Source organism: Micromonospora sp. NPDC047644 (genome assembly GCF_040704315.1).
GTDB lineage: Bacteria > Actinomycetota > Actinomycetes > Mycobacteriales > Micromonosporaceae > Micromonospora.
The window spans coordinates 353,763-374,796 of record NZ_JBEYSY010000002.1 but is presented as its reverse complement, the minus strand read 5'-3'; the positions used below and the strand labels follow the sequence as shown (position 1 = coordinate 374,796).

The 21,034-nt window shown below is 71.4% G+C and carries 18 protein-coding genes; 8 read left to right on the top strand and 10 right to left on the bottom strand.

Annotated features, from left to right (window positions below):
* Positions 1-549 precede the first annotated feature (549 nt).
* Positions 550-789 carry a winged helix-turn-helix domain-containing protein gene (locus AB0877_RS04905; RefSeq protein WP_366606719.1) on the bottom strand — a complete coding sequence of 80 codons (240 nt, stop codon included), beginning with the start codon at positions 787-789 and terminating at the stop codon, positions 550-552.
* A gap of 365 nt (positions 790-1,154) precedes the next feature.
* Between AB0877_RS04905 and AB0877_RS04900 the strand changes: the two genes are divergently transcribed.
* Positions 1,155-1,379, top strand: coding sequence for a DivIVA domain-containing protein (locus AB0877_RS04900; RefSeq protein WP_366607105.1), 225 nt, complete (start codon positions 1,155-1,157; stop codon positions 1,377-1,379).
* Between the two features lie 2 nt (positions 1,380-1,381).
* Positions 1,382-1,636, top strand: coding sequence for a hypothetical protein (locus tag AB0877_RS04895; protein WP_366607103.1), 255 nt, complete (start codon positions 1,382-1,384; stop codon positions 1,634-1,636).
* A gap of 5 nt (positions 1,637-1,641) precedes the next feature.
* On the opposite strand, the gene AB0877_RS04890 is transcribed toward AB0877_RS04895, so the two are convergent.
* The 5 genes from AB0877_RS04890 to AB0877_RS04870 all read right to left on the bottom strand — a co-directional run bounded on the left by AB0877_RS04890 (position 1,642) and on the right by AB0877_RS04870 (position 6,833).
* A complete protein-coding gene (locus AB0877_RS04890) occupies positions 1,642-2,574 on the bottom strand; it encodes an HNH endonuclease (protein WP_366606717.1) in 933 nt (310 codons plus the stop codon).
* Positions 2,575-2,737: 163 nt separating this feature from the next.
* A complete protein-coding gene (locus AB0877_RS04885) occupies positions 2,738-3,289 on the bottom strand; it encodes a restriction endonuclease (protein WP_366606715.1) in 552 nt (183 codons plus the stop codon).
* A gap of 320 nt (positions 3,290-3,609) precedes the next feature.
* On the bottom strand, positions 3,610-4,182 hold the full coding sequence (locus tag AB0877_RS04880; RefSeq protein ID WP_366606714.1) for a hypothetical protein: 573 nt from the start codon (positions 4,180-4,182) through the stop codon (positions 3,610-3,612).
* Positions 4,183-4,266: 84 nt separating this feature from the next.
* Positions 4,267-5,892 carry an anibiotic ABC transporter gene (locus AB0877_RS04875; protein ID WP_366606712.1) on the bottom strand — a complete coding sequence of 542 codons (1,626 nt, stop codon included), beginning with the start codon at positions 5,890-5,892 and terminating at the stop codon, positions 4,267-4,269.
* Positions 5,889-6,833 carry an ABC transporter ATP-binding protein gene (locus AB0877_RS04870; protein ID WP_366606710.1) on the bottom strand — a complete coding sequence of 315 codons (945 nt, stop codon included), beginning with the start codon at positions 6,831-6,833 and terminating at the stop codon, positions 5,889-5,891. The genes AB0877_RS04875 and AB0877_RS04870 overlap by 4 nt, the downstream gene beginning before the upstream one ends.
* A 109-nt stretch (positions 6,834-6,942) precedes the next feature.
* Here AB0877_RS04870 and AB0877_RS04865 point away from each other — a divergent pair, with 109 nt between their 5' ends.
* Complete coding sequence (locus AB0877_RS04865) at positions 6,943-7,815, top strand: TetR family transcriptional regulator (RefSeq protein WP_366606708.1); 873 nt, start codon at positions 6,943-6,945, stop codon at positions 7,813-7,815.
* A gap of 45 nt (positions 7,816-7,860) precedes the next feature.
* Here AB0877_RS04865 and AB0877_RS04860 read toward each other — a convergent pair whose 3' ends face one another.
* Entirely contained in the window at positions 7,861-9,639 is a 1,779-nt protein-coding gene (locus AB0877_RS04860) for an ABC transporter ATP-binding protein (RefSeq protein ID WP_366607101.1), read from the bottom strand.
* 97 nt (positions 9,640-9,736) lie between these two features.
* Here AB0877_RS04860 and AB0877_RS04855 point away from each other — a divergent pair, with 97 nt between their 5' ends.
* Positions 9,737-10,168, top strand: a complete 432-nt coding sequence (locus AB0877_RS04855) for a MarR family winged helix-turn-helix transcriptional regulator (RefSeq protein ID WP_366606707.1) — start codon at positions 9,737-9,739, stop codon at positions 10,166-10,168.
* 130 nt (positions 10,169-10,298) lie between these two features.
* Entirely contained in the window at positions 10,299-12,083 is a 1,785-nt protein-coding gene (locus AB0877_RS04850) for an N-acetylglutaminylglutamine amidotransferase (RefSeq protein ID WP_366606705.1), read from the top strand.
* Positions 12,084-12,094: 11 nt separating this feature from the next.
* Here AB0877_RS04850 and AB0877_RS04845 read toward each other — a convergent pair whose 3' ends face one another.
* Positions 12,095-13,228: a glutamate--cysteine ligase gene (locus AB0877_RS04845; protein ID WP_366606703.1), complete on the bottom strand. Its 1,134-nt coding sequence runs from the start codon at positions 13,226-13,228 to the stop codon at positions 12,095-12,097.
* Between the two features lie 247 nt (positions 13,229-13,475).
* On the opposite strand from AB0877_RS04845, the gene AB0877_RS04840 reads away from it, so the two are divergent.
* Complete coding sequence (locus AB0877_RS04840) at positions 13,476-13,643, top strand: hypothetical protein (protein WP_366606701.1); 168 nt, start codon at positions 13,476-13,478, stop codon at positions 13,641-13,643.
* A gap of 467 nt (positions 13,644-14,110) precedes the next feature.
* Entirely contained in the window at positions 14,111-15,688 is a 1,578-nt protein-coding gene (locus AB0877_RS04835) for an FAD-dependent oxidoreductase (protein WP_366606699.1), read from the top strand.
* Positions 15,689-15,797: 109 nt separating this feature from the next.
* On the opposite strand, the gene AB0877_RS04830 is transcribed toward AB0877_RS04835, so the two are convergent.
* Entirely contained in the window at positions 15,798-18,023 is a 2,226-nt protein-coding gene (locus AB0877_RS04830) for a discoidin domain-containing protein (protein ID WP_366606698.1), read from the bottom strand.
* A gap of 227 nt (positions 18,024-18,250) precedes the next feature.
* Positions 18,251-19,450 carry an ROK family transcriptional regulator gene (locus tag AB0877_RS04825; protein ID WP_366606697.1) on the bottom strand — a complete coding sequence of 400 codons (1,200 nt, stop codon included), beginning with the start codon at positions 19,448-19,450 and terminating at the stop codon, positions 18,251-18,253.
* A 236-nt stretch (positions 19,451-19,686) separates the two neighbouring features.
* Between AB0877_RS04825 and AB0877_RS04820 the strand changes: the two genes are divergently transcribed.
* Entirely contained in the window at positions 19,687-20,985 is a 1,299-nt protein-coding gene (locus tag AB0877_RS04820; RefSeq protein ID WP_366606695.1) for a sugar ABC transporter substrate-binding protein, read from the top strand.
* The last annotated feature ends 49 nt before the right edge of the window (positions 20,986-21,034 follow it).

Below are 21,034 nucleotides of genomic sequence, written 5' to 3'. Positions count from 1 at the left end.
GGCTGGCGGCGGAGGCCCCACACGTCGAGCGCGGTCAGCCGGCTCAGCGCTCCACGCTCGTCGACGTACGCCAGCGCAGCGCGTCGGGCGACGTCCCGCTCGACCCGGGCCAGCATCGGCAGGTCGACGTTGGGACTGCGGATCAGCACGGCGTCGCCGTAGACCCCGGGCAGCAGTCGGATCAGCAGGTCCGCCCGGCGGGCGGTCTGGATCGTCCACGCCGGGGCCACCCGCAGCATGTCCCGTCGAGTGACCAGCCCGTCGCCGCGGACGAGGAGGGATCGGATCCGCGCATCCACCGGCTCACACTGGCGTGAACCGCGGCCCTTACGTGGGCCGCTGTGGACAGCGGAAGCACCTGTGGACAGCCGCTCGGGTCGCGGCCGATTGTGGTAGGCACCCGTCAAGGCCCGTGGCGCAGCGCCCGGCCACTCCCCCAGAGCGGCCTCAACCCCGTCCAACAATCGCCGCCCAGGCGAGGAACACCGCCCCGGTAACGGCTTTTGCCAGCGGCGAGGTCGGGCTCCTGCACGTCAGCCGGCGAGCTGCCTACGGCTCCCGCATCCAGGTCTTCGGATCGGTCACGAAGACACCCTTGCCCTGCTGCCGTCGAATCACCCGCAGCGCTTCCAATCGGGCGTAGGCCATCTGCACGGTCCCGTGGCTGACGTCATAGCGAGCACGCAACTCGGCGATCGAGGGCAGCTTGTCCCCCGGCTTCAACTTTCTCGACCTGACGTCGGCGATCACATCATCGGCGATGCGCCAGTAATCCGGCACTTCTCGCATGGCACTCCTCGCGTGGCGATCCGATTTGATCACACCGCGACGCGCCTAACAAGCAGCGTTGACTCATCTGACATGTCTAGCTATGTTGATTCCAGGTCGATCCTCGCGTGGCAACGAGTTCGGCTCATCCCCTGGTCGGGGCGGGTGCGTGTGCCCGTCCCGACCCTCCGGACCGCTCTGCTGTCGTACCGCCGAATGGGGCTGCGGCGGCGGAGCGGGCGGGTCGCCTGCGGCCCCGGAGCGGACGGCCCGCCCTTCCAGACCTCTGCAAGGGCCTTCCGCGCTCCCGCCTGCCCTCAGAAAGGATCGCCGTGGCTCAGGTGTATCGAGGTGGCCGGCCCTACTCCGCCGGCTACCCCGGCCGGTTGACGCCGCACGAGGTGCGGACCCGCGCGTTCGCCGCGTGCCGGCGCGGCGTCGACCCCGATGAGGTACGCGAGTTCCAGGCCCGGGTGGCCGACGAGCTGGCCATGCTCAACGAGACGGTACGGCTGCTCAGCCAGGAGAACGACCGGATCAAGCGGGCGCTGCGCGACTGGCAGACCATGCACGCGCGGGAGTGCCGACCACCGAACACCGGTCACTGGTGACCGTGCGGCCCTCCCCCGGCGACCTGCTCACCATCGACGGCCGAGCGTCTGTGCAGTTCGCCGGGGATCGCGCGATGACCTTCCGCGTCGTGTCGGTCTGCGACCGGCCGACGTACCAGGGCTGGGTCTGGTTGACCGGCTACGTCCTCAACCGCCGAGGTGACGCGACCACCAAACGCGAGGTCTACGTCCAACTCGCCGGCCTCACGGCGTCCGGGCAATTGCATCAACCTGAGCCTCGCTTGGCGCGGCTATAACTGGATCAAGCCGCCTTGTAGACCGTGTCGAGGTGCCATTCGAGGAAGTCAGCACGCGGCCGGTCGTTGCGCCGTTCTGGCAAAGCGATCTGCTCGCCCGCCTTCGCATAGAACTGGTCACCGTTGCCGAACTCGCTGCGAAGCCGCGGACTGACCAGAAGACGGTGCTTCGGATCAACGCCGAGGTAGCCACGGTCGAAGAGGATGTGCACGTCGGACTTGAGCAACAGACCGTTGTCCAGCCGATGCTCGCCCCCGAGCGGGAGCGGGCGGATGTGCGCGGCCTGCAGCACGGGCTGGACCCTGTTCCCGGTGATCGCGCAACGCCGACCGTAGGCTCCCAGGACCACCGCCTTGAACGACTGCTGTCCGAGCCGTTGAGGCACGAGTCGCGGGTCTCCGTAGACGGGTCCGGGACGATGCCAGGGCCCGCTCAGTTCAACCGACGCTGTGATCCCGATCAGACGATGGATCAGCGGGTCGAAGTACGAGGCCGTGTCGGCGTCGGCCAGGTTGTAGGTCTTGCCCTGCACGACATTCGATGCGAACTCTGGCGTTGGGCCGACGGTCGATTCGTCAGGAAAGAAGGTCACGTCCCGGACGAAGATGCAGCCGATGATCGGATCCTCCCCTTCACCGATCGCCTGCTTGCGGTAGCGCCCGACGCTACGGCGCATCTCGTCGATGCTCGAGGCGCCATTGGCCTCGCCGAAGAGTTCCCACGCCTCGGAGATCCGTAGCTGTGTGAAGCCGCTGAAGAACCCGCCACCCACCACACGGTTCAGCGGAAAGTGTGCCTTGAACAGGAAGGGCTCGCCTGGCGTAAGAGCCCGAAAGGTACCGCCTGAGGGCCGCCAGAAGTTGACCTCGTTTAGCGCGGGCCGCTCCGCAAGGAAGCGGTACCACCTCTCGTCAGTCACCCCCACAAAGGCCTTCACAACGAACAGCGTGGATCAAGGAGGGCCTGAACGCCACCACCTGAACGGTCACCGGTCCGCGCGTAGCGGCGGCCGCTGTCCCCGGGACATCGCGATCGCGCCAGTGCGGCGGCGAGGCTGCCCGCCTGGGCAGGTCAGCCAGCCCTTGCCCCGACGTTCTGCGTCAGTGCGACCCGCCTCCCGCGATGGACCCCGGTGCTGGCCTTCCCGTCCAGGCCCACATCTCCAGTGCGGTCCGGTCCACGAGAGTGATGTTGAGCTGCCGGGCTATCTGGATGCCGTCGCCCTCAGTGAAGAAGCTGTTCGTCACGAGCATGCAGATCTCGCCACCGTGGATGACCCGGCAGGTGCCGGCGAAGCGCTGGATCGCGGCACTACCCACCCGGTTGCTGGGACTCTGCCGTTTGCACTGCACCACGACGCGTCGGCCGTCGGGAGCGACCGCCAGGACGTCCGCTCCCCGGTCACCGGAGCCGCCGCACACCGTCACGTTGCGGAACCCGGACGCCATCAGGATCCGGGCGAACCACTGCTCGAAGTCGGGTCCGCTCATCGTATCGGTCACTGCGATCAACCTGTCCCGCTGGGCCTGGTCGGCCCGCTCGCGGGCCCGCTGCTTCGACACGACAAGACCCACCGTGGCCGCCGCCATTACGACGAGGCTCACCAGGAGGGCGGACCAGTATGGATGCCGCTGCACGAAATCGATGACCATGCGGAGGAGCACGAAAGCGACGACGGCGCACAGCACCAGAGCCCAGCCGTTGACCGACCTGCCGCCACCGGCCACGCGGCGGACCGCCGATCTGCGCCGAACGCTGCCCGCGCGCCGTCTTCGGTAATGCGCCCGAACCCGCGTGCCACCCTTCCTGGTGTGCGACCTGACATACGGCACGAGGCACCTCCCCGGTCGAGGAAGCCTCAGTGTCGCGGTAGCGTGCGACAAACCCCCTGCACGGCCGTCGACGGTGTCCGGTACCCGTCAGTCGGCGCCCCATACCGGAGCGCCCGCAGCGAGCCTCCGGCACGCCGCGCTCAGGTGGTGGGCACCTCCGGCATCGCGGTGGACCGGTCGACCAACGCCTGCCGCAGCGTCGCGGACTGCTCCACCGACCCTCCGCGCACCCCGAGACTGCGCCGGGCCGCCCGGTAGTACCCGTCGCGGGCCTCGTCGACGCGGATCAGCATTCCCGCCACGTCCGATGGCGGCTCAACGATCCCTCGGGCGAGCCGTTCGACCTGCCAGATCGCGTCTCGCCAGTTGGCGGCGGCCGCGACGGTCGGCTCGTCGCCGAGCAGCAACAGACTCTCCCAGGCGATGGTGCGCCGGGCGTCCGCCTCAGCCAGCCGGACCAGCCCCTCCTCGCGGTCGATGGGGTGGCTCCGCGAACCCGGCCGGTGGTCGGCGGTGAGTCGCAGCGCCACCGCGTGACTCTCCTTGAGGGCGTGCGCGTAGTCGACGTACGCGTCGAGCCGCCGCTCGTCCCAGCGGACGCTCTGGCTGCGACGCCATCGCGCGCGGTCGGCCAGGGAGGTGGCGAGGATGGTGCCCACGGTGCCAACCAGGACGCCGAGAAGCGCCGGAAGGTGCGTCAGAAGGTCGCTCACGCGCTAGAGGCTGCCAACCCCATGCAACGTCGGCGTGTTGAGTCGCTGAGCTGCCAGCGATCATCGGGATACCCGAGCCGTGGCTCAGGACGGGACGTCGCGGTGGCGGAAGGCGGCCACGCCCGCCGCGAGAAGCAGCGCGGCCACCGCCGCCAGAACCACCAGGGGAAGCGCCGCCGGGTCGACCGCTGGCACGGCCGGCACATGGGTGTACGGCGAGACGTTGAGCGCGGCCTGCGGCAGCTCCAGCACCGCGCCGAGCTGCCCGAGGAGCAGAAAGACCAGTAGCGCCGTCCAGGACAGCACCACCGACCAGCGGGGCAGCAGCCCGAAGATCGCGGTCACCACCCCGGCGATCACGAGCAGGGCGGGCAGACGCAGCAGCGCGGCACCGCCCAGCTCGACGGCCTCGCCGAGCGGGTTGCCGGTCACGATGCCGTAGCCGAGGCCGGTGGTCACGCCGGCGAGGAGCAGCAGGGCGACCGCGCCGAGCGTCGCGGCGAGCACCTGGGTGCCGAGCCAGCGGGTTCGGCTGACCGCCGTGGCGAGGGCGGCCTCCAGCACCCCGTCGGCTTCGTCGCCGCGTACGCGCAGCAGGGCCTGCACGACGTACGCGCCGATGGTCAGGGCGAAGAGGCCGAGCATCGCGGCCAGGTACGCGTTGATCAGGTCGGCTCCGCCACCCATCGCGTTGATCGCTTCGGCGGCGGCCGGGTTCGCGTCGATCATGTCGTTGAACTCGTCGGCGGCGACGCCCATGGAGAGGCCGAGCACGGCCACCCCGACCGCCCAGCCGAGCAGCGTGCCGCGTTGCGTCCGCCAGGCCAACCCGGCGGGACTGAGCAGGCGTGGCGCTCCGGTGGCCGGGCCGCGTCGGGGGGCGATCAGCCCGGCGCCCTGGTCGCGTCGCTCGGCGAGGGCGTACGCCAGCGCCACCCCGGCGAGCAGCAGCGCGACAGGCAGGGCGAGCACCCACCAGCGTTCACCGTCGAAGGCTCGTACCTGGTTGCCCCAGCCGAGTGGGGAGATCCACGACGGCCAGGCGCTGCGCACGCGGGTGCCGTCGACGCTCTGTGCGCCGAACACGTCGCCGGCGGCGCGCAGCACGAAGGACAGCCCGACGGTGGCGGCGGCGAGCGCGTTGGCGCCGCGTGAGGTGACGGAGAGTTGGGCGGTGACGGCGGCGATCGCGGTGAAGGCGACCCCGACGCCGCCGATCGCGGCCGCTGCGGCGACGGAGCCGGCGAGCGGCAGACCGCCGCCGACCAGCGCGACGGCGAGCAGCACGGCGGCCAGGGTGTTCGCCGTGACGATGACGAGCAGCGCTGCGGTGAGCGGCGCGGACCGGCCGACCACGTTGGCGCCGAGCAGTTCGGCGCGGCCGGTCTCCTCGTTCTGGCGGGTGTGGCGGGTCACCGCGAAGGTGCTCATCAGCGCGACGATCAGGGCCAGTGTCACGTACGTCTCGGCGACGACCACGGCACCGAGGTCGGTGCCGTGGATGGGGCCGTTGAAGGCACGGGCGACCAGACTGGACGCCGAGGTGGTGGCGTAGCCCAGCCGGGCCTCCTGGTCCGGGTAGATGCCGGCGACGCTGCCGGCGAGGGCGTAGCCGAGCAGGGGGGTGCCGAGGATCCAGATGGCGAGGCGGATCCGGTCGCGGCGCAGCACGAGTCGGGCCAGCAGGGTCGTGCCGGTGAGGGCGCTCATCGGGCACCCGCCGATTCGGCACGGACGGCGGGGCCGTCGGCCGACGTGGCACCCGCCGCGGGGTCGTCGCCGTAGTGGCGCAGGAAGAGCTGTTCCAGGGTGGGTGGTGTGCTGGTCAACGCGCGGACGCCGAAGCGGATGAGCTGGCCGAGCAGCTCGTCGAGGTGGGCGGGCTCGACCTCCAGGTGGGTACGCCCGTCGACCTCGTGCACGTCGTGCACGCCGGGCAGCGCGTCCAGGCCGGTGACCGGGCGGGCGGTCTCGACGGTCACCGCCGTGCGGGTGAGGTGGCGCAGCTCGGTGAGGGTGCCGGATTCGACGGTTCGGCCTTCGCGGATGATGCTGACCCGGTCGCAGAGCGCCTCGACCTCGGCGAGCACGTGGCTGGAGAGCAGCACCGTGGCACCGGCCTGCTTGACGCGCCGGACCTCGTCCTGGAACACCGCCTCCATGAGGGGGTCGAGGCCGGAGGTCGGCTCGTCGAGCACGTACAGCTCCACCGGGGAGGAGAAGGCGGCGACGATGGCGACCTTCTGCCGGTTGCCCTTGGAGTAGGTGCGGCAACGGCGGGTCGGGTCCAGGTCGAAGCGGTGCAGCAGTTCGTCGCGGCGACGCCGGTCGAGGCCGCCGCGGAGCTGACCGAGCAGGTCGATGGCTTCCCCGCCGGTGAGGTTGGGCCAGAGGTTGACGTCACCCGGCACGTACGCCAGCCGGCGGTGCAGGCGGACCGCGTCGCGCCACGGGTCGACGCCGAGCACCTGGGCGTCGCCGGAGTCGCGGCGGAGCAGCCCGAGCAGGATCCGGATGGTGGTGGACTTTCCGGAGCCGTTGGGCCCGAGGAAGCCGTGCACCTCCCCCTGCTCGACGCGCAGGTCCAACCCGTCGAGTGCCCGGATGGTGCCGAACGTCTTGACCAGGTTGCCGATCGAGATGACGGGCATGGCCCCTCCTGCCGTTGGTTACGTCGACCCTCACCACTGTACTGACCATCGGTCAGTCGAATCAACGGTGATGATGCCCACCGGTCAGGGCCTCGCTAGGCTGGCCGGCATGACCGCCGATCCCGCGGACGACACCCGCACCCGGATCCTGCGCGCCGCGCTCGACCTGTTCGCCGAGCACGGCTACCAGCGCACCTCGCTGCGCCAGATCGGCGAGCGGCTGCGGCTCACCAAGACCGCGATCCTGTACCACTTTCCGGCCAAGGAGCATCTGCTCGCCGCACTGGTCGAGCCGTTGGTGGCGGACCTGGAGGCGCTGCTCGACTCGGCGCAGAATCAGCCCACCGAGCAGGCCCGGTGGGCGGTGGTGGAGGGCTGGGTGGACATCATGCTCGCCCATCGCCGCCCCCTCGGCATGCTCTTCCACGACATCGCGCTGATCGGCCGGGGCGACACGTACCACCGGCTCATGGAGGTCGCGATGCGGGCCAACGACCTCATCGCCGGGCCGAACGCAGGCCGGCGCGAGCGGGTCTCCGCGGTGCAGGCGTTGGGCGCGTGCAGCGACCCGATCGTCTTCTTCACCGACGTGTCCGACGAGGTGCTGCGCGCCGACATGCTCGACGGCGTACGCCGACTGCTGGCCCCGCTGCCCGCGGGTCCCACGGCCGAGCCGCCGACGACCCTGCCGTCGACGCACCAGACTCCGACCCACCCAGCCTCGGCCCACGCAACCCGGACGCACGCGACCGCGACGGGCGTCGGCCCGGCGAGCGGGAGCCCGGCGACGCTACCGGGCGCGGCCAGCGGCGCGGGGGTGGCCAGCCGGCGGCGACGGCCGGGACGACCGCCCGCGCTGGGCCGGGAGCAGATCGAGGCGGCCCGACGGATGCACGCGGCGGGCACCCACTCGGTGGACGCCATCGCCGCCGAGCTGGGTGTCTCGCGGGCCACCGTCTACCGCCACCTGACCGCCCAATAACGAGACAGTTCCGAGACTGTTTCGAGACGGTTGTGATTCGGCGTTTCAGGCCGCCAGCGTGGCGTAGCGGCCGTTGCGGTCCAGCAGGCTGTCGTGGGTGCCGGCCTCGACGATCCGACCGTGGTCGAGCACCGCGATCTGGTCGGCGTCGCGCACGGTGGAGAGCCGGTGCGCGATGGTGATCGTGGTGCGCCCCTGGGCGAGCACGTCGAAGGCCCGCTGTACGGCGCGTTCGGTCTCGGTGTCCAGCGCGCTGGTGGCCTCGTCCAGGACCAGGATGCGCGGGTCACGCAGCAGCGTCCGGGCGATGGCGAGGCGCTGCTTCTCACCGCCGGAGAACCGGTGCCCACGTGAGCCGACCATGGTGTCGTACCCGTCGGGCAGCCCGGCGATCAGGTCGTGGATCTGGGCGGCGCGGGCGGCGTCCTCGATCTCGGTGTCGGTGGCCTGCGGACGGGCGTAGCGCAGGTTCTCCCGGACCGTGGTGTGCAGCAGGTACGTCTCCTGGCTGACCACGCCGACGATCGCGGCCAGGTCGGCCAGGCGCAGGTCGCGCAGGTCGACGCCGTCGACGGTGATCCGGCCGGCGGTCGGGTCGTGCAGGCGGCTCACCAGCCCGGCGAGAGTGCTCTTGCCGGAGCCGGTCTCGCCGACCAGGGCGAGGCTGGTGCCGGCGGGCACGTCGAGGGTGATCCCGGCGAGGGCGGCGGTGTCGCTGCCCGGGTAGCCGAAGGTGACGTCCTCCAGGCGCAGGTGGCCGCGGACCCGGGCGAGGTCGAGGCGGACCGGCTCGGTGGGGTCCGCCACGTCGACCGGTAGGTCCAGGTATTCGAAGATCCGGGCGAAGAGCGCCAGCGACGCGGTGAGCGAGACACCCACGTTGAGCAGGCCCATCAACGGTCGGAACAGGCCGCCCTGCAGAGCCGTGAAGGCGACCAGGGTGCCGATGCTCAGCGTGCCGGCGGTGCCGGGCAGGCCGGCAGCGAGGTAGATGACCGCCGGTACGGCGGCGAAGATGATGCTCATCGAGGCCATCCGCCAGCGGCCGGCCAGCTCGCTGCGCAGTTCCAGGTCGACCAGGCGGGCCGAGGAGGCGGTGAAACGGTCGATCAGCGCCGGACCGGTGCCGAGGGTCTTGGCCAGCTGTACGCCACTGATCGAGAGCCCCTCCTCCACCGTGACGTTGAGGTCGGCGAGTTCGCGTTGCCGTTGGGCGGTGATCTCGCGGCGCATCCGGGCGACCCGACGGGTCAGCCAGATGGCCGGCGGCAGCACCACGAGCGAGACCAGGGAGAGCTGCCAGGAGAGCGCGACCATGGCGACCGCCGTGGCAACGACTGTGGTGAGGTTGGCCGCGACGGCGGTGGCGGTGGAGGTGACCACCGACTGCATGCCGCCGATGTCGTTGGTGATCCGGGACTGCACCTCGCCGGTGCGGGTGCGGGTGAAGAAGCCCAGTGACTGGCGCTGAAGGTGGCTGAAGACGTCCGTGCGCAGACGGTGCATGACCCGCTGACCGACCTGGGTGGAGATCCAGGTCTGCACGACGCCGAGGGCGGAGGTCACCGCCGCGACGGCGACCATGCCGACGACAAGCCAGACCAGCAGCGTCACGTCGCCCTGCGGCAGGGCCCGGTCGATCACGGCGCGCAGCAGGAACGGGGTGGCCATCGCGATGATCGAGGAGACCACGATGATCGCGACGACGGCGGCCAGCGCGGGTCGGTGAGGGGTGAACAGGCGGCCGATGCGGCGCAGGGACACCTGACGGGCCTGCGTCTTCTCTTCGGCGCTGAGGGTGCGGTGGCCGCGGTCGCGGCCCATCGGGGTGGGTTCCAAGGGGGTACTACCTTTCGTTGGCGATATTGCTGAGGTTACCTCATCATGAGGTAGCAACCACATCTCCTGCTACCGTATTCCGGTGACCGAGCACACCGTCGACAACGCCGACGACGAGAGCCTGGCGGAGACGTTCTGGGCGGTGGCGTCCCGGCTGCGTCGGCAGACCCGGGACTCCCTGGTGCCCTGGGACGTCACCCCCAGCCAGTCCCGGGCCCTCGGCGTGCTGGCCCGGCACGGCGAGGTACGCCCCGGCACCCTCGCCGAGCACCTGCGCATCGCGCCCCGCTCGGCGACCGAGGTCGTCGACGACCTCCAGACCCGAGGGCTGGTCGAGCGCCGGCCCGACCCGGCCGACCGCCGGGCGACCCTGGTCGCGCTCACCGAGGAGGGCGACCGGGTCAGCACCGCCATCCGGGCCGCCCGCCGGGCCGAGGCGGACCGCTTCTTCGGCCACCTGGACGACACCGACCGCGCCGAACTGGCCCGCATCCTGCGTACCCTGCGCGGCTGAGACCTGCGGGTTTGCCCACGCCGCGCCCGGGTAGCCAGCGGCCCCGTCTCACCGCGGGCCCCGCCACCACCAGTCGGGGAGACCTGACAGGAGGGGCCATGTCCGCCCTGGACCAGCACCGTCCCGGCTGATGTGCGGGATCAGCGGGGAGGCGCGATTCGACGGTCGCTCACCCGACGCGTCGGCGGTCACCCGGATGACCGAGGCGATGCGCTCACGCGGGCCGGACGACGAGGGCCTGTCCGCCGAGGGCTGGGTGACCCTCGGGCACCGTCGACTGACCATCATCGACCTGTCCGACGCGGGCGGGCAGCCGATGGTCCGCGACGACCTGGGCCTGGCACTGGTCTTCAACGGCTGCGTCTACAACTACCCGGAGCTGCGCGAGGAGTTGCGCCGAGCCGGGTACGCCTTCCACTCCACCAGCGACACCGAGGTGATCCTGGTGGCGTACGCCCACTGGGGTGAGCGTTTCGTCGACCACCTGGTCGGCATGTTCGCGATCGGGCTGGTCGACCGGGCCCGGCGGCGGCTGATCCTGGCCCGCGACCGGCTCGGCATCAAACCGCTCTACCTCGCCGAGGCGCCGGGCCGGCTGCGGTTCGCCTCCACCCTACCCGCGCTGCTGGCCGCCGGCGACGTCGACACCGGCATCGACCCGGTGGCGCTGCACCACTACCTGTCCTGGCACTCCATCGTGCCCGCGCCGCGGACCGTGCTGCGCGGCGTGCGCAAGCTCCCGCCGGCCACCCTGCGGGTGATCGAGGCCGACGGGACCAGCCGCGAGGAGGTCTACTGGCGACCCGACTACCTGCGGGAGCCCGCCGACGCGGGGATGGACGCCGCCGACTGGCGGGCCGCGATCGGCGAGGCGCTGCGCGCGGCGGTACGCCGACGGCTGGTCGCCGACGTACCGGTGGGGGTGCTGCTCTCCGGCGGACTGGACTCCAGCCTCATCGTGGCGTTGCTCGCCGAGGCCGGCCAGCAACACCTGCGGACGTTCAGCATCGGCTTCGACAGCCGCGGCGGCGAGTCCGGCGACGAGTTCCACTACTCCGACCTGGTGGCCCGCGCGTACGACACCGACCACCATCGGATCCGACTGGCCGACGACGACCTGGTGCCCGCCGTACGGCGCGCCGTGCTGGCGATGACCGAGCCGATGGGCAGCCACGACGTGGTCGCCTTCCACCTGCTCTCCGAGCAGGTGGCGCGACACGTGAAGGTGGCCCAGTCCGGGCAGGGCGCCGACGAGGTGTTCGCCGGCTACGGCTACCACCAGCCGCTGGTCGAGGCACCCCGGCACGGTGCCGCCGAGACGTTCGCCGCGGCGTTCTTCGACCGCGACCACGACGAGCTGCGCCGCATCGTCGGCCGGGCGTACGCGCTGGAGCACGACGCCAGCCGGGAGCTGCTCACCGGGCACCTCGCCGCGCCCGGGGCGCAGACCGCGCTGGACGCCGTGTTGCGCCTGGACACCCACCTGATGCTCCCCGACGACCCGGTCAAGCGGGTGGACAGCATGAGCATGGCGTGGGGTCTGGAGGTGCGTACACCCTTCCTCGATCAGGACCTGGTCACCCTGGCCGCGCACTGTCCGCCGGAGCACAAGGTGAGCCAGGGCGGCAAGGGCGTGCTCAAGGAGGTCGCCCGGGAGGTGCTGCCGGCCGAGGTGGTCGACAGGCCCAAGGGCTACTTCCCGGTGCCGGCGCTGCGCAACGTGGACGGACCCGTGCGCGAGCTGGTCGCCGAGGCGTTGCAGGCGCCGGCCGCGCGCGAACGGGGGCTGTTCCGCCCGGAGTACGTGGCACATCTGCTGGCCGAGCCGGACCGGGCGGAGGCCGCGGCCGGCAGCAACAAGCTGTGGCAACTCGGCCTGCTGGAGTTGTGGCTCCAGACCCACGACATCCGCTGAAGCGTGCCCGGTCAGACCGCCGCCGTGCGGGCGATCAGGTCGTCGAGGACAGCGCCCAGGTCGCCGGCGCGCTCCAGCACCCGCCGCTGCCGGGTGGCGCCGGTGCCGTCGCGACGCAGCCGGGCGAGCTGCGCCAACACGTACCCGAGGTCGCCGTGGCGCAGCAGGGCCGGGGCGATCACCGCCATCATCTCGTCGACGAGCGCCCAGGCGGGGCGGGTGCCGCCGGCCCGCAGATCGATCAACTCGCCGTCGAGACCGTCGTGGGCGGCCCGCCAGTGCGCCGCGGCGACCAGGCAGTCCCGGACGTTCGGCGCGTCCACCCCGGCCCTTACGTCGTCGGCGAGGGTGGCGACGAGGGATCGGACCAGCGCGGCGACCAGCACCGCGTCGTCGACCTCGGTGCAGACGTCACCGACCCGTACCTCCACCGTGGGGTAGGTCGACGACGGCCGGGCGTACCAGTAGACCATCGCCGCGTCGAGCATGATCCCGGCGGCGATCAGCTCGTCGACGGTGCTGTCGTAGTCGGCGCCGGAGTCGAAGTACGGCGTCGGTCCGATGCTGGGCCAGCGTTCCAACTGCATCGAGCGCCAACTGGCGTGCCCGGTGTCGTACCCGTCGTGTAGCGGCGAGTTGGTGGTGATCGCCTGCACCACCGGCAGCCACACCCGCAGGTGGTTGCAGACCTGCACGGCCAGTTCCCGGTCGGGCAGGCCGACGTGCACGTGGCAGCCGCACACCGCCGGGTCGTGCGCCACCGGCCCGTACCGGCGCGACATCGCGTGGTAGCGCGGTTCGTCGGGGACCGTCCGGTGCGGCTCGGCCACCGGGGTGGCACCGACCGCCACCAGCCGAGCCCCGGCCGCCGTGGCCGCGTCGGCGGCGGAGCGGCGCAACGCCACCAGGTGCGCGCGCAGCTCGATGAGGTCGGCGCAGACCGGGGTGACCATCTCCACCATGCTGTGCCGGAACTCCTGGCGGCTCTGCTCCCGGGCGGGGCCGCGCAGCGCGGCGAGCACCTGGTCGGCCACCGGCAGGTTCCGGCCGCTGTCCGGGTCGAGCAGCAGGAACTCCTCCTCCACGCCGAGCGTGAGGATGGACAGGTCGGGCGCGGTGTCGACGGCGGTCGGTCGGTACGCCATGGCCCCTCCCATCCACTGCTGCGGCGGTGCCTCGGGTTCCCGGCCGCCCCTGCGGCAAACGCGCCCGCAGTGCGTCGCGCGTGCGGTGAGGAAGGCCCGTTCGGCCGCGTTGTCCGCCAGGGCGACGGCCGTCCGGTACGCCTCGACGCACGCCTCGGTGCGGGGAACGTGAGGCCCCCGCTTCCTCGATAGGATCGGCCGTCCTGCTCGCCAGGCGTCGGTGAGCGCTGAAAGCGGGAGCGATGACGTGACCGACGACCGGCTGACGACGCTAGCCGCCGATCAACCCTATGGACTCGCCGCGTACGACAACGCACGCCCGACCGTGCCGATCACCTTCACGGCCGCCGACCTGGCCGAGCTCGGCCCCGACGAGGTCCTCGTCGGAAAACACCGAGCAGCCACAAGAAAGTGACCGAGCGGGAGTACCGCAAGCGGACGAAGAACGCCTGCTGAACTACCCGGTGGACGCCAACGCCAGCTCGTCGCGCAGCTCGCCGAGCTGGCGACCGACCTCTCATCCTCCTTCATCCGATCGGCCGCCACCCCGATCGACAGGTCGGCAGGATGTTTCGCGGCGATCGACCCGGCCCCGGCGGTCGCGCCCCCTTTGCTCTGCACCCGCGGAGGCGACAGTGCGCCGCCCCACGTCGTCCCCGTCGGTCACCCCGGTCCGCACGCCGCACGGTGCCACCACGAACACCACGGCAGGCACGCCATGTGACGCGGCCCCGAACACCACGGCAGGCACGCCATGTGACGCGGCCACGAACACCCCGGCGAATACACCAGGTGAATCCGCCGCGCACGCCGGACGGCACCAGCACGGTCGGCCTGGCGGCACGCCGGGTGGCGCTTCCGCGGGTGCAGAGCAAAGGACCAATGACTGGGGTACGGTCCGTCGCCGCCACCACCGCCCACGGCAACCACCACCGCTCACGGCAACCACCACCGCTGACGGCAACCACCACCGCCCACGGCAACCACCGCCCACGGCAGTCACCCGCCCGCGGCAGCCACCGCCCCAGCGCAGCCACCGCCGCCCCAGCGCAGCCACCGCCGCCGCCGCGCAGCCACCGCAGCCGTCGCGGTCGACGCCGGTTGTTCTGCCCGCGACGGTTGTGGGTAGACCCCGGTGTGGTCGACGGCTTGCGGGTGGTCGTGGTCGGCGCCGGCTTCTCCGGGCTCGCGGCGGCGCTGGCGCTGAACCGTGCCGGCGCCCAGGTGCGGGTGCTGGAGGCCCGCGACCGGGTGGGCGGTCGGGTGCTGACCCGGTGGCTGCCCGAGCTCACGCAACTCGACCTGGGCGCGCAGTGGATCGGCCCGACCCAGGACCGGATGTACGCGCTGGCCGCCGAGCACGGGCTGGCCACCTTCGCCTCGGCGTCGGTCGGAGCGCCCACAGTGCTCTGGGCCGGTGCGCGCCGGGCCGAGCCGTCGGCGCAGGTCGGCCGGGTGCTCGGCCTGCTCGACGAGTACGCCGCACGGCTGGACCCGGCCGAACCCTGGGCGACGCCGGAGGCCGCACCGTGGGACCGGACGACTCTGAGCGGGTGGCTCGCCGCCACGGCCGGGGACGACGACACCGCCGCCTACCTGGGGCGGGTGCTCGCCGGCGGGCTGCTGGCCACCGGCGCGGACGAGCTGTCCCTGTTGCACCTGCTGTTCTATCTGCGCAGCGCCGGCGGGACCGGGCCGCTGTTGGGGATGGCGGGTGGCGCGCAGCAGGACCGGATCGTGGGCGGGCCGCCGGCGCTGGCCGAGCGGATGGCCACCGCCCTGCCACCGGGCGCGCTGACGCTGGCCGCGCCGGTGCGAGCCATCGAACAGACCGTCGACGGCGCGACGGCGTGGACCGACACCGGGCGCGTCGACGGCGACGCCGTGGTGGTCGCGCTCGCCCCGGCGCTGGCCGGCCGGATCCGGTACGACCCGCCGCTGCCCCCACTGCGGGACGGGCTGACCCAACGGATGCCCATGGGTTCGGCGCTGAAGGTGCACGCCGTCTACCCGGAGCCGTTCTGGCGTGCCGACGGGCGTTCCGGGGTGGCCACCAGCAGCGCCGGTCCGCTCACCGAGACGGTCGACAACTCCACCCCCACCTCGCCGCTCGGGGTGCTGACCGGGTTCAGCTACTCCACCGACGCGGCCATGCTGCGCGGCATGTCCCCCGCAGGACGTCGGCAATGTCTACTGGAGGCGTTCGCCGGCGTGGTCGGGACGCGCGCCGAGGACCCGGTGGACTTCATCGAGTACGACTGGTCCGCCGACGAGTGGACCCGGGGCTGCTTCTCCGGTGCGCTCACCCCGGGCGCGTGGCGGACGTACGGCCCGCACCTGCGGACGCCGGTGGGGCGGGTGTACTGGGCGGGCACCGAGACGGCCACCCGCTGGAGTGGCTATCTGGAGGGCGCGGTGCGCGCCGGTGAACGGGCGGCGGCCGAGGTGCTGGCCGGCTGAGCGGCACAACCGTGGCCGGCCCGGTCTCGGCGGGACCGGGCCGGCCACGGCCCTGGGTGCCAACCGGCCGACCCGATCCCTGCGGGCCGGGCCGGCGCGGGTGCCCCGGTCAGGGGTAGGTGGTCAGGTACACCGTCTGGTTGGCCGCGTTCGCGGTGCCACCGGCGTTGTTGATCACCCGGTTGATGGTGCCGACGCCACCGAGCGAGACGGTCACCATGTTGGTGAAGCGCACGTTCGGGTTGACGGGCACCTCGAAGGACCGTTCCTCGACCACCGCGGGGTTGACGTTGAAGTAGCTGTAGCTACCCAGCCCGTACGCCTGGTGACTGGTCACCGAATCGGCGACCTTGTACGCGGCGTACCCCCGGGTCGACCCGTTCATCCAGGCCGCCTGGTTCGGTACGTCGTAGGGCAGCTCGTTCTGGTAGAAGTAGGTCCGCCCGCCGTTGCCGTTCCAGATGGTCTGGTACTTCTGGTAGTGCTCGACGAAGAGGCCGTACATGGTGACGTTGTCGCCGTTGACGGTGAGCCCGGTGTCGGCGGTGTTCAGCGTCCACCCGGTCGGTACGCCGCTGGCGGCGTGGTCGGCCCGCCACAGCCACATGTGGTCGCCGATCACGTTGTCGCTGTTGACCGTCAGCGTGTTGGTGGCCCTGCCGACGTGTGGCCCGCCGATGCGGAAGAACACGTCGTGCAGCGAGGTCGGGTTCGAGGCGTGGCTCGCGGACGAGCCGGACGGCCCGACCTCCATCAGCACCGGCGAGTTCGTGGTGCCGGCCTCGAACATGATGCCGGCGACCTTGACGCCGTCCACATCGGCGACCCGCATGCCCACGGTGCCGTTGTCGGCCTGGATGGTGGCCAGGCCGAGGCCGAGGATCACCGTGTCGGCCCGGTTGACCTGGATCGGCTCGGTGATCCGGTGCACGCCCGGGGTGAAGAGCAGGTGCTTGCCCTGGGCGAGGGCGGTGTTGATGGTGGCGGCGCTGGTGCCGGGCTGGACGACGAAGAACTGCGACAGCGACAGGGACGAGCCGGCCGGAGTCTTGTTGTACCAACTGGTGCCGGTGGAGTTGGTGCGCAGCGCGGGCACGAAGACCCGGTACTCACCGCTGCCGGTCACGTACAGGAACGGCTTCTCGCGGACCTGCGGGGTCTGCGGGATGACGGTGTGAGACGGGTTGGGGAAGCTCGGCGCGGGAGCGCCGTTGACGCCCTGGAAGACCATGTTCCAGACCGAGCCGGTCCAGCCGTTGCCGAACTCGCTGTTGCGGGAGTACCACTGCTGCTGCGAGCCGGAGACGACGAGGCCGTCGATGCGGGTATCGGCCAGCAGGCCGCCGCTGGACCAGCCGTCGCCACCGTTCCAGAGTTGGATCTGGTTCTGCGCGCCGCGCAGGTGCATCCGCCGGTACGGCGCCGCCTGGGACACCGCCCAGCGCTCCACGGTCTGCCCGGCGGGCAGGGTGACCGACAGGTTCTCGGCGGCCCGCCAGAAGTTCTGGGTGGCGTTGCCGCCGAACCAGAACGCCTCGGTGCGGACGTGGCCGTTGAGGTTGACGTCGTCGGGGCTCATGCCGAGGCCGGCGACCTGGGTGAAGAAGCCGAGGTTGACGTCGGCGGTGTAGGTGCCGGGCTTGAACAGCACGGCATAGCGCTGCGGGCCGAACTGGTTGGTCTCCTGCTGGGTGAACAGGGTGTTGAGTCGACTCTGGATGGTCGACGTCGGCGTGCTCGGGTCGAAGACGAACGTGTTCGAACCGAGGTTCGGGTTGTACGGGTCGGTGGGCGTCACCGGGGGTTCGTTGGTGCCGCCGCCGGTCTCGCCGTAGACCTGGAACTCCCAGAGCGAGTAGCCGTAGCCGGTACCGCGGGCGGTGCCGTACATGCGGACGTAGCGGCCGGCGCCCGAGACCGTGAGGTTCTGGGTGCCGCCGGTGCTGGTGGTGGTCGAGTAGATCGTGGTCCAGGTGGACCCGTTGTCGGAGGTCTGCAGCTGGAAGGCCCGCCCGTAGGCACCCTCCCAGAGCAGGTTGACCTGGGTGATGGTGGCGCGGGCGCCCAGGTCGACCTGGAGCCACTGCGGGTCGCTGAACGCGCTGGACCAACGGCTGCCGGTGTTGCCGTCGACAGCGGCGGCGGCGGGGGTTCCGCCGTTCTCGGTGGACGAGGCGGTGGCCGTACGGCCCTGGGACAGCAGGACGGGGGCGGCCTGCGCGGGTGCGGTGGCTCCGGTCGGCGTGAGCGTCGCGACCAGGGCCACGGTGAGCCCGACGAGCAGGTGGCGCACGACCCGGGGACGCGGGCGTACGGATGTAGCACGAGATGTCATGACATCGCCTGTCGATAGGGGGTTACGGGTTGCCGCACGGATGGGATCGGACTCGCCCGTGACGCCGTGGATGGTGCCGCCGACGCGGTGCCGCGGGGAGGAGAGCGCTCTCGTAGGAGTGTTGCGGCGAGATTGCGGCGGCGTCAAGACATCGATCTATAACTTCGTTATTTATCCCGAGGATTCTTTTTGGGTAATTTGCCGGCGGCCTGCGGAGTCGTGCTCCGTCAGCGCCGGACGCCACCCTCGGTGAGGAAGCGGGCGATCGGGAGGGTTGCCGCGCCCAACGCCACCGCGTCCACCCCGAGCCGGCACAACTCGATCGACGCCTGCTCGTACGGCTGGCGCAGCGCCTGCCGACCGGCGGCCTCCCGCACGGCCGGCAGCAGGTCACCGAGGGCCATCGCCGCCCAGCCGCCGAGCACCACGCGCTCCGGGTTGAACAGGTTGATCAGGTTCGCCACCCCGGCACCGAGGTAGCCCGCGGTGTCCTCCAGGACCCGTCGGGCGGTGGCCGAGGTCTCGGCGGCGGTGACCAGCGCGGCGATCTGGGACTCCTCGTCCTCGCCCGGCACCGGTCGACCGCGGCGTGCCTCCCGGTAGCGGTCGATGATCGCCTCGGCCCCCACGTACGCCTCCAGGCAACCGCGCGCGCCGCACCGGCAGACCCGGCCGCCGTACACCAGGGTGGTGTGCCCCCACTCCCCCGCGCTGCTGGACGCGCCCCGGTAGGTGGCGCCGTTGGTCACCACCGACGCGCCGACACCGGAGCCGACCAGCGCGAAGACGGCGTGCCGGGCGCCCCGGCCGGCACCGAACCACATCTCGGCCTGACCCAGGGTCTTCGCGCCGTTGTCGATGTGCAGCGGCAGGTCGGTGCCGGCCCCGATCAGCCGCTCCAGCGGCACCCGGTCCCAGCCGAGGGCCTGGGCGTGCACGACGGCCTCGGCGCCCTGCTCGACCACGCCGGAGACGCCGATGCCGACGCCGAGCACGTCGCCGGGGTTCACCCCGGCCTGGCCGGTGACCGCGTCGATGCCGGCCAGCACGTGCCCGGCCACCAGGTCGGGCTCGGTACGGGCCGGGTCGAGCGGGTACTCGATGCTGGCCAGCAGGGTCATCGCGAAGTCGAACAGCTCCACCCGGACCCGGGTCTCGCCGACGTCCACGCCGATCACGAAGGCGAAGCGGGGCGCGATCCGCAGCAACATGCTGGGCCGGCCGCCGTCGGACTCGGCGGCGCCGGCCTCGACGACCAGCCCTTCGTCGATCATGTCGGCCACCACGTTGCTGACCGCGGGTTGGCTCAGCCCGGTGCTGCGCACCAGGTCCTGCCGGGTGAGCGGACCGTCCAGGAAGAGCTTGGTCAGCAGGGCGGACCGGTTGCGCAACCGCACGCTGCGGTTGGTGGCACGCGCCAGCTCCACTCGTCACCTCGTTCCCGTCGGCCGTTCGAGGCGACTGTAACCGCCTCGTGCTTGACGACCCACCAGCCAGCAACTTTAATGACGACATAAATTAAGCCGTGATGTAACTCCCGGGAAACGCCGACGGACCCCGACGGCGCACCCCCGAACCCCTGTCCGCGGCCGGCCCCCGTCACCCGACCCCTATCGGTGACGAAGGCCGGCGGACCCCCACCACGCACCGGAAGGGCTGACCCGTGTCGAAACGACACCTCGGGATATTCACCGCCGCCGTACTGGCGGCCGCATCGCTGACCGCCTGCGGCGGCTCCGGCGACGACTCCGCCGCATCGCCCAAGACGCTCACCTACTGGGCCAGCAACCAGGGCGCCAGCCTGGAGGCCGACAAGGCCACCCTCCAGCCGGAGCTGGACAAGTTCGAGAAGCAGACCGGGATCAAGGTCACCGTCGAGGTGGTCCCCTGGTCGGACCTGCTCAACCGTCTGCTGGCCGCCGCCACCTCGGGCAAGGGCCCGGACGTGGTGAACATCGGCAACACCTGGTCGGCGTCGTTGCAGGCCACCGGCGCGCTGGTCGAGTTCGACGACGCCACCCTGCAGGCCGTCGGCGGCAAGGACCGGATCGTGCCCGCCGCGCTCGCCGCCGCCGGCGCACCCGGCAAGCCGCCGGCCGCCGTGCCGCTCTACTCCATGGCGTACAGCCTGTACTACAACAAGAAGATGTTCGCCGACGCCGGCATCACCGCGCCGCCGACCACCTGGGAGCAGGTCGTCGAGTACGGCAAGAAGCTGAGCACCGGCGGCAAGTGGGGCCTGGCCGTCGAGGGCGCGAACCCGTCGGAGAACGCCCACCACGCCTTCACCTTCAGCCAGCAGTACGGCGGCGAGTGGTTCGACTCGGCCGGCAAGCCGACCTTCGACACCCCGCAGAACGTGTCGGCGATCAAGCGGTACATCGACTTCATGGCCGCCGACAAGATCACCAACCCGAGCAACGCCGAGTACGCGCAGAACCAGTCGGTCTCCGACTTCGCCAACGGCAAGGCCGGCATGCTGCTGTGGCAGTCCGCCGGGTCGAACCTGAAGACGCAGAACATGGCCGCCGACGCGTACGGGGTGGCCCCGGTGCCGTTCCTGGCCAACCCGCCGGCCGGCGGCAAGAAGGTCAACAGCATGGTCGCCGGGATCAACATGGCGGTCTTCAAGCACACCAAGAACAAGGACGGCGCGCTGAGCTTCGTCAAGTTCATGACCAGCGACGAGGAGCAGACGATCCTCAACAAGACGTACGGCTCGCTGCCGGCCGTGAAGACGGCGGCCTCCGACCCGGCGTTCACCGCTGCGGAGCAGAAGACCATCCAGGAGACCCTGGTCACCACCGCGGCCCCGCTGCCGCAGGTGCCCGAGGAGAGCACCTTCGAGACCCTGGTCGGCACCGCGATGAAGGAGCTGTTCGCCGACGCGGCCAGCGGCAAGCCGGTCACCGAGGACTCGGTGAAGGCGAAGCTGACCGACGCGCAGCAGAAGATGCGCTGACCGAGGCGTGACCGGTGGCCGTGGTCGGGTGCTGAACCCGACCACGGCC

Bases quoted from the DNA above. Each gene is read 5' to 3' on its own strand.
- AB0877_RS04905 (WP_366606719.1), bottom strand. From the start codon at position 789: ATGCGAGAAGTGCCGGATTACTGGCGCATCGCCGATGATGTGATCGCC.
- AB0877_RS04885 (WP_366606715.1), bottom strand. From the start codon at position 3,289: ATGGTCATCGATTTCGTGCAGCGGCATCCATACTGGTCCGCCCTCCTG.
- AB0877_RS04875 (WP_366606712.1), bottom strand. From the start codon at position 5,892: ATGAGCGCCCTCACCGGCACGACCCTGCTGGCCCGACTCGTGCTGCGC.
- AB0877_RS04870 (WP_366606710.1), bottom strand. From the start codon at position 6,833: ATGCCCGTCATCTCGATCGGCAACCTGGTCAAGACGTTCGGCACCATC.
- AB0877_RS04865 (WP_366606708.1), top strand. From the start codon at position 6,943: ATGACCGCCGATCCCGCGGACGACACCCGCACCCGGATCCTGCGCGCC.
- AB0877_RS04860 (WP_366607101.1), bottom strand. From the start codon at position 9,639: ATGGGCCGCGACCGCGGCCACCGCACCCTCAGCGCCGAAGAGAAGACG.
- AB0877_RS04850 (WP_366606705.1), top strand. From the start codon at position 10,299: ATGTGCGGGATCAGCGGGGAGGCGCGATTCGACGGTCGCTCACCCGAC.
- AB0877_RS04845 (WP_366606703.1), bottom strand. From the start codon at position 13,228: ATGGCGTACCGACCGACCGCCGTCGACACCGCGCCCGACCTGTCCATC.
- AB0877_RS04835 (WP_366606699.1), top strand. From the start codon at position 14,111: ATGACTGGGGTACGGTCCGTCGCCGCCACCACCGCCCACGGCAACCAC.
- AB0877_RS04830 (WP_366606698.1), bottom strand. From the start codon at position 18,023: ATGACATCTCGTGCTACATCCGTACGCCCGCGTCCCCGGGTCGTGCGC.